The organism is Sinorhizobium sp. GQ132 (genome assembly GCF_059758575.1).
Genome location: NZ_JCAXDX010000002.1, coordinates 753,508 through 766,128 on the forward strand (window position 1 = coordinate 753,508; position 12,621 = coordinate 766,128).

The window sequence follows — 12,621 nt, forward strand, 5'->3', positions numbered from 1 at the left end:
TGAATTCTTGCGTGGGACCCGAGAGCGCGGTTCAGGAAATCGCGTTCACGTCCGGTGCTGATCGATGTCGTGCCTTTTGGCATGAATCGCCCGGCAGGTACAGTTTCGACGCGGTTCTTTCCAGCCATGGCTACGCGGCGCTTGCTGCCTGCTCCGTGTCCCATGTCATCTTCCTGAAACACGAGTCTGATTTTGACGGTCGTGAAACGGCTAAACCAGGATGAGGCTGGCATGGCGGCGGCATCGGCATACCAACAAAATTCCGTTCTGAAACTGCGGACGCTTTTCATTTCCGATGTTCATCTGGGCTCGAAAGCGGCCAAGACGGACTTTCTTCTGGATTTCCTGCGGCACCACGAGGCGGAGACGATCATTCTGGTCGGGGATATCGTGGACGGCTGGCGTCTCAAACGCAGCTGGTACTGGCCGCAATCGTGCAACGACGTGGTCCAGAAGCTTCTGCGCAAGGCACGAAAAGGCACGCGCATCATCTACATCCCCGGTAATCACGACGAATTCCTCCGGGAGTTTCCGGGCGTTCATTTCGGCGGTATCGAAGTGGCGCAACGCTATCTCCACAAGGGCGCGGACGGGCGGACCTATCTCGTGCTGCACGGGGACGAGTTCGACGTGGTCGTGCGCAACGCACGCGTTCTCGCCTATCTCGGCGACTGGGCCTACGACATGGCAATCGCCATCAATATTGGCCTTGCGGCAATACGTCGTCGTCTCGACATGCCTTACTGGTCGTTTTCCTCCTGGGCCAAGCTGCAGGTCAAACACGCGGTGAATTTCATCGGCGAGTTCCAGAAAGTCGTAACCGAGGAAGCCCGTCGTCACGACGCGCAAGGGGTGATCTGCGGCCACATCCATCATGCGGTCATCGAAGACATCGACGGCATCAGGTACATCAACACGGGCGACTGGGTGGAGAGCTGCACGGCGATCGCCGAGCATCACGACGGCACGATGGAGCTCATCACCTGGCACCAGATGCGCGGCGACAGCGCCGCTGGACAGCGAGCCGGCGAGGCCGAGGCGATGCCCATCAGGCGGCTCGCACCGCAGGCCGCCTGAGTGATCTGCGGGGCGCGGGAAAGTCGCGGAAGGGTCTGACTATCGTTCCGGTGGACAAGCGTCCGCGGTGACGACGAGCCGATGGCAAACACGCGCGCGGTTGTGTTACTGGTGGCCCACAGCCATCAGGTCCCTCCATGATTCCGTCATCTGCTCCCGCATTCGTCGCGGGGCCCCCGCCGCGCCATTTCGCACTCCGCATCGCGCTTCTCTTCTCAGCGCCGCTGATCGTCAACGGTTTCGCGATGCCGTACTTTCCGGTCTGGCTGAGCAGCCTGTCGCTCAGCGACTTCGAAATCGGCATAGTGCTTGCAGTTCCGATGTTCGTCCGGGTCATCACCGCACCGCTGGCGGGCGTTCTCGCAGACCGCATCGGCGAGCGGGCGATCGTCCTGATCTGGTCGGGCATCCTGTCCTTCGCCGGGGCAATCGTTCTTTTCTACGCGCAGAGCTTCTGGCCGGTGCTCGTCATCTACACGCTGCAATCGGCGGTTTATTCGCCCTATGTGCCGATCGTTGAGGCGATCGCGCTTTCGGGCGTGCGGCGCTGGGGCTTCGACTATGCGCAGATGCGTGTCTGGGGATCGGTCGCCTTTATCGGGGCGACGATGCTGGGTGGCTGGCTGATCGGAGTCGTCGGCGGGCAGATGGTCCTGCCCGCAATGGCGGCAGGCTTCGCGCTCACCATACTGTTGGCGGTGGCCGCGCCGCGTGTCGGCCGTCCGCGCAGGCCATCACCGATTACCGCAATCACCGAGCCGCCGCCGCAATCGCTCCGCCAGGCGGACCTTCAACTGCTTTTGGTCGGCGTGACGCTGGTCAACAGCAGCCATGCGATGCTCTTCGCCTTCTCTGCCATCTACTGGCAGCATATCGGCTACAGCGGCACGCAGATCGGCATTCTCTGGAGTGCCGGCGTCGCAGCGGAAGTGCTGATGTTCTTCCTTGCCAGGGCGATCGTCCGCCGGTTCAGCGTCTGGACGATGATCTTCTCCGGCTGCCTGCTCGCGGTCGTGCGCTGGCTGATTTTCCCGATGGATCTCGGCTTCTCGGGCTATTTCGTTCTGCAGTGCTTCCACGCCTTCACCTATGCCATCATGCATACGGGCATGCAGCACAAGCTGGTCGAGCGTGTCGCGGAGGAGCAGGAGGCGTCGGCGCAGGGGCTTTACTTTTTCTACACCGGCATCTTCACGGCGATCTTCACCTTTCTGTCGGGCTATTTCTACGCCTGGTTCGGCGTCGACGGCTTCTACTCCATGTCGGTGGTCGCGCTTTCCGGCTGCCTTTTCACTTTCCTCGGCTGGTATCTTCAGCCCCAGAGGCTGGCTTCCGGCGGAAAGACGAGCGAGGCCTCGTAGCGAAGGCCCGGCGTGCGGTCTTTCGAAAGCAGCAGCGGTCCGTCGAGATCCACGAAATCCGCGCCCTGCGCGACAAGCACCGCCGGCGCCATGGCGAGCGAACTGCCGACCATGCAGCCGACCATGATCTTCAGACCGAGGGCTTCGGCTGCAGCGCGCATGCGCAGGGCCTCGGTCAGCCCTCCGGTCTTGTCGAGCTTGATGTTGACCGCATCGTAGCGGCCGACGAGCCTTTCGAGGTCCTCCGTGGCATGCACGCTTTCGTCGGCGCAGACGGGTACGGGGCGGGGCAGGGAGGCGAGTATCTCGTCGCGGCCGGCCGGCAGCGGCTGTTCGATAAGGCTGATGCCGTTCTCGGCGCAGGCGGTGAAATGGGCGGCAAGGTTGGCTGCCGTCCATCCCTCATTGGCGTCGAGAATGATGCGGCTCGCCGGCGCGCCGCTCCTGACGGCGCGAATGCGCGCCGTGTCGTCTGCCGTTCCGACTTTCACCTTGAGAAGCGCGCGATGGGCGTGTTTCGCGGCCTGGGCCCTCATCTGATCCGGTTCGCCGAGCGATAAGGTGTAGGCGGTGGTCAAAGGCGTCGGCCCGGCTATTCCGACGAGCGCGGCAGCGGAGCTTCCACTGCGCTTTGCCTCGAGATCCCACAGGGCGCAGTCGACCGCGTTTCGAGCGGCGCCGGCCTTCATCGCCTTCTGCAGGTCCGTGCGTGTCATACCCTCTTCGATGAGCGGTCGTACGGTCTCGATGGCGCTCAGCACCGACTCGACCGATTCGCCGTAGCGGGCATAGGGAACGCACTCGCCCCAACCCCATAGCTCGCCGTCGGTAACGCGGCAGGTGACGACGCTTGCCGTGGTTTTCGAGCCGCGCGAAATGGTGAAAGCCCCGGCGATCGGAAAATGTTCGACGGTTGCTGTAAGAGAAATCGGCATAGGGACCCCTTGATTTCATCAGCTTCGGACCGCGGGCGGCGGACTTTCGCGAAGCTTCCGGCCCATTGTGTCATTTCTGTCGCACCAAGGGCACTGTACGACTTTGAATTCCCGCATGATTTTGTCATCAATTCGATTCTGGTTTAAGAGACTATGCGGAGAACGAACTGAAAGACCGATATCACGTGACGCGTGCCCAAACAGAGACCGCTGCCGACGTCGTCGTCGATGAGGGCGCCGCCGGAAACGGTCGGCGCTATGTGTTCAGCGGCGACTGGCGGCACGAGACCGCGGAGGAGATGGCCGCCAAGCTGAAGCGGCTTGAAAAGCCCTCCGATGGGCAGAGCGAGTTTGACTTCTCCGGCATCACCGCGATGGACACGGCCGGTGCGTGGATCATTCGCCGCTTCATGCACGGGGCAGCCGACGACGTTCGGTTCACGGGCGGCGAGCGTTATGCCGAACTGGTCCGCGCACTGCCGAAGCAACTGCGCAGCCCGGAAGAGAGTGGGACCAGAATGCCGCTTTTTCAGCGGCTGTTTACGCCCGTGGGTGAGCTGACGGTCTCCATCTGGACCGACACGGTAGCGGCCATGTACATCCTGGGGTCTGCGGTACGCGGCGCGCAGATGAAGCTCGGGCGTCACGCGGGCGTTTCGCCTGCTGCGATCGTCCATCAGATCGACCGCATGGGCGTCATGGCGACGCCCATTATCACCCTGATGTCGTTCCTGATCGGCGCCATCATCGCGCAACAGGGAGCGTTCCAGCTCCGTTCTTTCGGAGCGGAAATTTTCGTCGTCGATCTCGTCGGCATCCTGCAATTGCGCGAGATCGGCGTGTTGCTGACCGCGATCATGATCGCCGGTCGGTCGGGCAGCGCGATTACCGCCGAGATCGGCTCCATGAAGATGCGCGAAGAGGTCGACGCGCTCAAGGTCATGGGCTTGAGTCCCGTCGGCGTTCTCGTCTTTCCACGTCTCGTGGCGCTGACGATTGTCTTGCCGCTCCTGACGATCATTGCGAACTTCGCCGCCCTTGCCGGCGCCGCCATGGTGGCATGGGCCTATTCCGACATCACGATCCCGACCTTTTTGGCGCGGCTGCAGGAAGCTGTCGATTTCTCCTCGGTCGCGGCCGGTATGATCAAAGCCCCCTTCATGGCCCTGATCATCGGCGTCGTTGCCGCGGTCGAGGGACTGAAGGTCGGCGGCAGCGCCGAGTCGCTCGGGCGGCGTGTGACCTCCTCCGTCGTCAAATCCATATTCGTCGTGATTCTGATCGACGGATTGTTCGCCATGTTCTACGCGGCAATCGATTTCTGAGGTAGGCGAACATGGTTCAAGCGGTTATCGAAAAGCAAGCGGATGCGAGGGACAAGCGAGAGGCGGTTCTCTCCGTGCGCGATCTGACCGTCGGCTTCGGGGACCATGTCGTTCTCGACAATCTCAATCTCGAAGTGCTGCGTGGTGAAATCCTCGGCTTCGTCGGCGCCTCGGGTACCGGGAAGTCCGTACTGATGCGCACGGTCCTTCGGCTTCTGCCCAAGCGTTCCGGCACGATCGAAATTCTTGGCGCCGACTACGACAAAATGGGCGAGGCCGAGCGCATCGCACTCGACATGCGCCTCGGCGTGCTGTTCCAGCACGGCGCGCTTTTCTCGGCCCTGACGGTGCGTGAGAACATCCAGGTGCCGATGCGCGAATATCTGGATCTGCCGCAGGACCTGATGGACGAACTCGCCCGTCTGAAAATCGAACTGGTCGGCCTCGCACCGGAGGCCGCGGAGAAATACCCCTCGGAGCTTTCCGGCGGCATGATCAAGCGCGCGGCGCTTGCGCGCGCGCTTGCGCTCGATCCCGATCTCGTCTTTCTCGATGAGCCGACATCCGGACTCGATCCGATCGGTGCCGCGGAGTTCGACGAGTTGATCGCCAAGCTGCGGGACACGCTTGGATTGACCGTGTATATGGTGACGCACGACCTGGACAGCCTGTTTTCGGTCTGTGACCGGATCGCGGTGCTCGGCAACAAGCGCGTTCTCGTCGAAGGCACCATCGAGGATATGCTCGCCTGTGACGAGCCCTGGGTGAAGTCGTATTTCCGGGGCAAGCGCGCAAGGGCGATCGTGCGCGAGCAGGATTGAGACGAGAATGCGGGAGGCGGGGGAGCTACGGCGAGCCTGCTCGCAGAATGACATGAACAGGCGGCAAGGACCGCAAAGGTAGGTAATGCCGATGGAAACTAAAGCGAATTATGCCATTGTCGGCTTCTTCACCGTCCTGGTCATCGCCGCGGCCTTCGGCTTCGTCTATTGGATGTCGCAATATGGGCGAACCGGCCAGATGGTCGAACTCGTCGTCAACATTCCCGGGTCGGCCAATGGTCTGTCGGTGGGCTCACCGGTGCGCTTCAACGGCATCAACGTCGGCAGCGTGCGCAATCTTGCGATCGATGCCAATGATCCTCGCTATTCGATTGCGATCACCGAAGTCTCGGCCGATGCGCCGGTCATGAAATCCACAACGGCGACGCTCGAGGTGCAGGGGCTGACGGGAGCGGCCTATATCGAGCTCAGCGGCGGTCGCAAGGGGGACGAGAATATCCTCAAGACCGCGCTGGAAAACGGCACCCAGGCGCACATCCTTGCCGATCAGTCGAGCGTCACCAGCCTGCTGGCGACCGCGGACCAGATCCTCGACCGCGCGAATTCGGCGATCACGGATATCCAGAGCTTCGTCACCGACGTGCGTGGCCCGCTGACGGCCACCATCGGCAACGCGGAGCGCTTTTCCAAGGCGCTGGCGGACAATTCCGGTGCGATCGACCAGTTCCTGAAAAGCGTCGAACAACTGTCCGGCTCCGTCAATGCAGCATCGAAGAAGCTCGATGATACGCTTGCGAGCGCCGACAGGCTGATCAAGTCGGTCGACCCGAAGAAGATAGACAACATCGTCAGCAATGCCGAGCAGGTGAGCAACAATCTGAAGGATGCTTCAGGCGGGGTATCGGAAGCGATCGCCGGATTCCGGCGCACGGTGGAAACCTACGATCAGTTCGGCAAGAGTGCGCAACAGACGTTGAAGCGGGTCGATACACTGGTGGCCGCCGTCGACGCGCAGAAGGTCGGGCTGGTCGTCAACGATATCACGGCCGCGAGTGCGGACGCCCGCAAGATCGCCGCGCAGGTTTCGGACTTTGCCGAAAAGATTTCCGCCCGTCAGGGCGACATCGATCAGACGATCACCGATTTCACGCAAATGTCCAACAAGCTGAATGCGGCATCGAACCGGGTCGACAGCATCCTGGTGAAGATCGACGGCTTCCTCGGCGACGCGGACGCTCCGTCGCTTTCTGCGCAGGCACGCGAAACGCTCGAGTCCTTCCGGCGGGTGGCGGAGAACCTGAATGCGCAACTGGGCCCGATAGCCGAAAATCTCAAGCGTTTCTCCAATTCGGGACTGCGGGACGTCGAGGCGCTCGTCGGCGACACGCGTCGCACGGTTCAAAGCCTGCAGAATACGATTTCCGAGTTCGATAAAAATCCGCAGCGGCTTCTGTTCGGCGGCGAAACGGTTAAGCAATATGATGGCCGCACGCGTCGGTGATTCGTTTATCGAGGGTCGCGGGCAGGTTGCGTTGAGGGCGGGAAGCTGAACGGCGCCGCGTTGCTAGGGGATATTTGGCGTATGGGTTTTCCGGGTCTGGTAGGTTTTCGTGGCGCGAGAGCGGCCCGGTCTGCGGTGGTTCTTGCATTGGCGGCGACGCTGGCGGGGTGCGGCTCACGCCAGGCGGCCAACGACACGTTCAGTCTGGCGTCCGTTCCTGCGGTGGAGCGTCCGGGAGCCACGAACCGCCAGCTTCTCGTGCCTGAACCGACGGCGCTGAAGACCCTGGGCAGCGACCAGATCGTCGTTCGTCTTTCGAGGTCGGAACTGCAATACCTCGCCAGGGCCCAATGGGGAGACAATCTGCCGCGCATGGTGCAGGACAGGCTCGTCCAGACCTTCGATAACACCGGCAGGATTCGCGTCGGTAAACCCGGCCAAGGGCTCGCCATCGATTATCAATTGATAACCGAGCTCAGAGCCTTCGAAATATCCACCGATGGTCCGGCAACGGCGGTCGTCGAGATATTCGCCAAGCTACTGGACGACCGGAACGGCACCGTCCGCAAACAGCAGGCCTTCCGCGCCGTCGTGCCCGTGCGTGGCGCCGGCAATCCCGCCTTCGTCACCGCACTCGACGCCGCTTTCGCCAGGGTCGCGGCCGACATCGTCGGCTGGACGCTCAGCTCCATCTGAGGGAAGCCGTCTCTCTGACGATTATTTCTGATCTGAGATCAGCCGCATTGGGTAGCTGAGGGGCCGCTCACCCGCGCCCCGCCTTCGCGAGTTCGATGCGATTGACCACCTCGGCGACCCCTTCGACCGATAGGGCCGCCTCCTGGGCGCGGGCGATCTCCTCTTCGGTCGCCACCGTACCGGCGAGCAGGATCGTACTGCCCGAGCCCGTCACCGTGACCTCTATGGCGTCGAGGCCCGGCGCGACCGCAAGACAATGAGCGACCCGACGCTCGAGTTCGGCCGGATCTTCGGCAGGCAGCCTCTCGGGGTCATCGCCGAAGAATGTCCGTTTCTTGAAGACCATGCGTCGCTCCTTCTCTCCTGGAGAGGGAAACGCCGACGCGGCGCATTTGTTCGCCGCTTCAACGATGGTCGAATAAGCTGCGATTCACGGCCAGCGTACGAGTGGAGGCAGGGAGGAGAGGATCGACTCCACGTTGCCACCCGTCCTGAGACCGAAGATCGTGCCGCGGTCGTAAAGCAGGTTGAACTCGACGTACCGGCCGCGGCGCACGAGCTGTTCGTTTCGATCCTGTTCGGTCCAGGGCTTGTGGAAATTCGTCCGGACGATTCTCGGATAGACGAGTGCGAAGGCTTTGCCGACATCGCGCGTGAAGGCGAAATCCGCGTCCCAACCGCCGAGCTCCTCCGCAGAGCGGAGCCAATCGTAGAAGATCCCGCCGGTGCCGCGCGGTTCGTTCCGGTGTTTCAGGTAGAAATACTCGTCGCACCACTGCTTGAATTTTGCATGATCGGCGACGGGGTGCCGATTGCAGGCGATCTCCATGGCACGATGAAAAAGGACGGTATCCGGATCGGTCATGATGCGCCGGCGGTCCAGGACCGGCGTGAGGTCCGCGCCGCCGCCGAACCAATTGCTGGTGGTCACGACCATGCGCGTGTTCATGTGCACGGCAGGGACATTGGGGTTGACCGGGTGGGCGATCAGCGAAATGCCGGATGCCCAGAAGCGCGGATCTTCGCTCGCGCCGGGAATCTGGTCGCGGAACTCCGGCGAGAACTCGCCGAAGACGGTGGAGGTGTGAACCCCCACTTTCTCGAAGACGCGCCCTTCCATCATGGACATGCGACCGCCGCCGCCGGCACCTTCCTCGCGCAGCCAGTCCTTGGCGACGAAACGGCCTGCCGGACGATCCGACAGCGGACCTGTCAAATCGTCCTCGATCGCCTCGAAGGCGGCGCAGATCGTGTCGCGGAGGCTTTCGAACCAAGCCTTCGCCGCTGCCTTCTTGTCTTCGATGTCGGCCGGCAGGCCCTGTGGCAGTTGCGGTCTTTCCATGGGGATGCACTTCCGTTCGCGGATTTCCCTGCTGAAAACCGCCGATTCGATGTCGCCGCCACAGTCCATATTTTCAGCGGCTTGGCAACGGTGCCACGGCGACAGCGACAGTCTACCGCAATCAGGGCCTCAGCGGAGGATCGGGACAAATGACTGGCAATAATGCGGCGCTCATCCTATCTTTTCGCCAGAGGTATGGCCCATGGCGAAGATACCCCCAGGACCGCCGCTGGACGGCTTGCGGCGCCAGATCGCCCGGCATCGCCGGGAGCATCCCACACGAAGAGACGGGCTTTTCGTGCGCGAGACGTTTCGGCTCGAGCGCGACGCCGCGCGGGCCAAGGCGCGGGAGTGGTTCGATACCTGGCCAAAGGCTGCCTATTGGACCGAAGTCGAGAGCTGGCGCCAGCTCGAAGGGGGCGAGATCGAGTTCACGATGCGCCGTCTCCCGAGCGCAGACTGATCGCCCCCGATCCCGCCGCTGATACGACAGGCAAGAAAATCTTTGGCCATCGATAATAGCGTGGCCAAGGTCATGGCGGCGCGATAAACCATTTTGTGTCTCCCTCTCGCCATTGCGCGTATTCCCGAACCTGCCCCGATGCCCGTTCTCCGTTCCATCATCGTGCTCTCCATCACCCAGATCATCGCTTGGGGAGCGATGTTCATGTTCGTCTCTGTGACGGCGGTCGGAATGGCGAACGATCTTCTCCTGAGGCCTTCGGCCATCTATCTCGGCCCGACCGTCATGCTGGTCGCGATGGCCTTCTGCTCACCGCTGCTTGCGCCGATCTACGCGCGCCACGGGGCGCGGCTCGTGCTCGCTTTCGGTTCGGCGGCTGCGGCTCCGGGGCTGTGGCTGCTGGCCGGCGCCGGAGGTCCGGTTTCCTATTTTGCGGCCTGGGGCATTCTTGGTCTAGCCGGGGCGGCAGCACTCACGACGTCGGCTCAGGTGTTCCTGACAGAGATCGCGGGCGAGGGCGCGCGTCGTGCCATAGGGGCGCAGATGCTCGCCATGGCGCTCGCACCCACGATCGCCTGGCCGGTCACGACTTTCTGCGAGGCGGCTCTCGGTTGGCGCGGCACATTCGTCCTTTATGGTGCGGTGATGCTCCTCGCCTGCGCGCCCTTGCATTTTTTCGCCTTGCCCAGAGGCAAGCCGCCAAAATGCGATCCCCGGATCGCCCGATCGAATCGATCCGCGTCGCCGGCTGTTCGTCGCCAGTGGCGCGTCGTTGCCCTGATCACGGCGGCGGTCGCGCTCAACGGCTTTGTTACCTGGGGTTTTCAGCTTGTGGTGATCGATCTTTTCCGCAGCTTTGCCGTGCCCGGCTATCTGGCGGTCGGCTTCGGATCGGCCATCGGTTTCATCCAGCTCTCGGCGCGGCTTTTCGATTTCCTCGGCGGCAATCGCTGGGACGGCTTGACGACGGGCTTGGTTGCCGCGGCGATCATGCCGCCGGCACTGCTGGCGCTCGCGCTTGGGCAAGGGGCGGAATGGTCGATCGTTCTCTTCCTCGTGCTCTATGGCCTTTCAAGCGGCGCCATGTCCGTCAGCCGGGCGACGATGCCGCTCGTCTTCTTTTCTTCTGCGGAATATGGGGCGGTGGTGGCGCGCCTCGGCCTGCCGCTCAACCTGGCTTTCGCCGCCGCCCCGCCGTTCTTTTCGTTCCTGCTTGGCGAGGCGGGCAACAGGTGGACGCTGGCGTTTGCGCTTCTCTGCTCCCTCGGTGCATTGGCCAGCATGGCTCTGCTCTCCCGTATGAGGCCTGCGCAGTCGGGTCAGCCGGCTAACTCGCGTCATGCTCCGGCCCATCGGCGGGATCGATGAGGCGCGGCCCCGTTCCTTCGGAGGCAAGGACGTCCCATGGATTGCGCAAGGGACAGTCGCGCATCGACAGGCAACCGCAGCCAATGCAGCCTGTGAGCTGATCGCGCAGCGCCGTCAGCTTGGCGATCCGCTCGTCGAGCTGCTGCCGCCAGGTCTTCGAGAGCCGTCCCCAGTCGTCGACCGTCAGCGGCCGGTCGTCGGGGAGCACCGACAGGGCCGACTGGATCTCGGCAAGCGGGATACCCGTACGCTGGGCAACCTTGATCACGGCCACCCGCCTCAGGACGGAACGCGGGTAGCGCCGCTGATTGCCCCGGCTGCGATTGCTGCGGATGAGGCCCTTGGTCTCGTAGAAATGAAGCGTCGACACCGCGAGGCCGCTGCGTTCGGCCACTTCGCCGACCGTCAGCTCGCGCTTGATATCGTTGGGTCTGTCTTTTTTCACGGCTGCTATTGACCTCAACTATAGTTGAGGTTCTATAGCATGAGCTCCCTGCAACCGACAACATGGAGCCGACATAGCATGACTGAAAAGATGACCCTTGCCCTGATCTACGGCAGCGCACGGCAGGGCCGTTTCTGCGACACGGTCGCGAGCTGGCTCATTCGTGAGCTCGAGACGTCCGACGTGTTCAGCCTGACGATCATCGATCCCGTCAGAATGAAAAGCGCTCGCGGTGACAAATCCGCCGGTCCAGCCGAGTGGATGGAGCGGAAGGTCGCCGAAGCGGACGCATTCATCGTCATCACTCCGGAGTACAACCACGGCTACCCGGCGGCCTTGAAGGAGATGATCGATGCGGTCTATGAGCCCTGGCACGCAAAGCCGGTAGCCTTCGTTTCCTATGGCGGCGCATCGGGCGGCATACGGGCCGTCGAACAATTGCGGCAGGTCTTCGGCGAATTGCACGCCGTCACCCTTCGCGACGGCATCTCCTTCGCCAAGGCCTGGTCGAAGTTCGATGCGGCGGGCAATCTCTACAAACCGGAAGAGATGCGTGCGCCGCTATTCCTGATGATCGACCGGCTGACCTGGTGGGCGCGCACCCTGAAATACGCACGCAAGGCAACGCCCTACAACGAGATCGCCGCATGACCGCCGTCAGGACGCCGGATCCGGGTACAGTTGACGGCCGCCGCTCGTTTCGGCTCAGAAGGCGCCGGTCTGCCGCAGCGCTTCTCCGGCGATCATGGCGGTTGCCATGGCGATGTTGAGCGAACGCTGGCCGGGCGCCATCGGTATGAGGATGCGCGCGTCGGCCCGTTCGTGGACGTGATCGGGAACCCCGGCGCTTTCCCTGCCGAAGAGAAGGACGTCGTCCGGCCGGAAGCTGAAGCGCGTATAGGGGGCGGCCGCCTTGGTGGAGGCGAGCACGAGGCGTCTGCCGGTGCTCGACCGCCATGTTTCGAAACGCTCCCAGCTGACGTGCCGAGTCATGGTCACCGCCGCGATATAGTCCATTCCCGCACGCTTGAGATTGCGGTCCGAAAGATCGAAACCGGCAGGCTCGATGATGTCGACCGAAAGACCGAGGCAGGCGGCGAGCCGCAGGATCGTTCCGGTATTGCCTGGAATGTCAGGCTGGTAAAGGGCGATGCGGAGGTCGTTCATGCGGCTGTCGATAGAATAGATTGGAGCGTGGGAGTGATCGATGTCGGTTCCTATGCCACCGATCGGCCTCGCGATCCATGGTCGGGTGTACTCCGAGACGATTCATTCGGGGCCGCTTCTTTTGCCGCCGCTAATTTGTGCCGTATTGGCAACAGACCA

The 12,621-nt window shown here is 62.6% G+C and carries 14 protein-coding genes; 9 read left to right on the forward strand and 5 right to left on the reverse strand.

The features are described 5' to 3' along the window. The first annotated feature begins 231 nt into the window (after nucleotides 1–231). Nucleotides 232–1,077, forward strand: a complete 846-nt coding sequence (locus AC6CIG_RS07670; RefSeq protein ID WP_498322585.1) for a UDP-2,3-diacylglucosamine diphosphatase — start codon at nucleotides 232–234, stop codon at nucleotides 1,075–1,077. Between the two features lie 137 nt (nucleotides 1,078–1,214). Beyond that, the gene (locus AC6CIG_RS07675) at nucleotides 1,215–2,438 is read left to right on the forward strand and encodes an MFS transporter (RefSeq protein ID WP_100673106.1); all 1,224 of its coding nucleotides are present in this window, start codon (nucleotides 1,215–1,217) and stop codon (nucleotides 2,436–2,438) included. On the opposite strand, the gene dgcA is transcribed toward AC6CIG_RS07675, so the two are convergent. Beyond that, a complete protein-coding gene (gene dgcA, locus AC6CIG_RS07680) occupies nucleotides 2,390–3,373 on the reverse strand; it encodes an N-acetyl-D-Glu racemase DgcA (RefSeq protein ID WP_437407646.1) in 984 nt (327 codons plus the stop codon). The two genes, AC6CIG_RS07675 and dgcA, sit on opposite strands and share 49 nt — an antisense overlap. A 185-nt stretch (nucleotides 3,374–3,558) precedes the next feature. Here dgcA and AC6CIG_RS07685 point away from each other — a divergent pair, with 185 nt between their 5' ends. The 4 genes from AC6CIG_RS07685 (at nucleotide 3,559) to AC6CIG_RS07700 (ending at nucleotide 7,677) form a co-directional block, all read left to right on the forward strand. Then, nucleotides 3,559–4,698 (forward strand): ABC transporter permease, encoded by a 1,140-nt coding sequence (locus AC6CIG_RS07685; protein ID WP_018095129.1) that lies wholly within the window; start codon nucleotides 3,559–3,561, stop codon nucleotides 4,696–4,698. A gap of 11 nt (nucleotides 4,699–4,709) precedes the next feature. Then, complete coding sequence (locus AC6CIG_RS07690) at nucleotides 4,710–5,519, forward strand: ABC transporter ATP-binding protein (protein ID WP_018095128.1); 810 nt, start codon at nucleotides 4,710–4,712, stop codon at nucleotides 5,517–5,519. A 91-nt stretch (nucleotides 5,520–5,610) separates the two neighbouring features. After that, nucleotides 5,611–6,981 carry an MlaD family protein gene (locus tag AC6CIG_RS07695; RefSeq protein WP_164867046.1) on the forward strand — a complete coding sequence of 457 codons (1,371 nt, stop codon included), beginning with the start codon at nucleotides 5,611–5,613 and terminating at the stop codon, nucleotides 6,979–6,981. Nucleotides 6,982–7,062: 81 nt separating this feature from the next. Next, nucleotides 7,063–7,677, forward strand: a complete 615-nt coding sequence (locus AC6CIG_RS07700) for an ABC-type transport auxiliary lipoprotein family protein (RefSeq protein ID WP_018095126.1) — start codon at nucleotides 7,063–7,065, stop codon at nucleotides 7,675–7,677. A gap of 67 nt (nucleotides 7,678–7,744) precedes the next feature. Here AC6CIG_RS07700 and AC6CIG_RS07705 read toward each other — a convergent pair whose 3' ends face one another. Together AC6CIG_RS07705 and hemF are read right to left on the reverse strand one after the other, a co-directional pair. After that, nucleotides 7,745–8,023, reverse strand: a complete 279-nt coding sequence (locus AC6CIG_RS07705; RefSeq protein ID WP_018095125.1) for a BON domain-containing protein — start codon at nucleotides 8,021–8,023, stop codon at nucleotides 7,745–7,747. 84 nt (nucleotides 8,024–8,107) lie between these two features. Further along, entirely contained in the window at nucleotides 8,108–9,019 is a 912-nt protein-coding gene (gene hemF / locus AC6CIG_RS07710) for an oxygen-dependent coproporphyrinogen oxidase (protein ID WP_026168610.1), read from the reverse strand. A 202-nt stretch (nucleotides 9,020–9,221) separates the two neighbouring features. Between hemF and AC6CIG_RS07715 the strand changes: the two genes are divergently transcribed. Together AC6CIG_RS07715 and AC6CIG_RS07720 are read left to right on the forward strand one after the other, a co-directional pair. After that, the gene (locus AC6CIG_RS07715; protein ID WP_003534130.1) at nucleotides 9,222–9,482 is read left to right on the forward strand and encodes a hypothetical protein; all 261 of its coding nucleotides are present in this window, start codon (nucleotides 9,222–9,224) and stop codon (nucleotides 9,480–9,482) included. A gap of 138 nt (nucleotides 9,483–9,620) precedes the next feature. Next, the gene (locus AC6CIG_RS07720) at nucleotides 9,621–10,850 is read left to right on the forward strand and encodes an MFS transporter (RefSeq protein WP_437407647.1); all 1,230 of its coding nucleotides are present in this window, start codon (nucleotides 9,621–9,623) and stop codon (nucleotides 10,848–10,850) included. On the opposite strand, the gene soxR is transcribed toward AC6CIG_RS07720, so the two are convergent. Next, nucleotides 10,810–11,295, reverse strand: coding sequence for a redox-sensitive transcriptional activator SoxR (gene soxR, locus AC6CIG_RS07725; protein WP_018095122.1), 486 nt, complete (start codon nucleotides 11,293–11,295; stop codon nucleotides 10,810–10,812). The genes AC6CIG_RS07720 and soxR overlap by 41 nt on opposite strands. Nucleotides 11,296–11,373: 78 nt before the next feature. Here soxR and AC6CIG_RS07730 point away from each other — a divergent pair, with 78 nt between their 5' ends. Further along, nucleotides 11,374–11,946, forward strand: a complete 573-nt coding sequence (locus tag AC6CIG_RS07730; RefSeq protein ID WP_010969495.1) for an NADPH-dependent FMN reductase — start codon at nucleotides 11,374–11,376, stop codon at nucleotides 11,944–11,946. Between the two features lie 54 nt (nucleotides 11,947–12,000). On the opposite strand, the gene AC6CIG_RS07735 is transcribed toward AC6CIG_RS07730, so the two are convergent. Beyond that, nucleotides 12,001–12,462 (reverse strand): tRNA (cytidine(34)-2'-O)-methyltransferase, encoded by a 462-nt coding sequence (locus tag AC6CIG_RS07735; protein WP_018095121.1) that lies wholly within the window; start codon nucleotides 12,460–12,462, stop codon nucleotides 12,001–12,003. Between the last annotated feature and the right edge of the window lie 159 nt (nucleotides 12,463–12,621).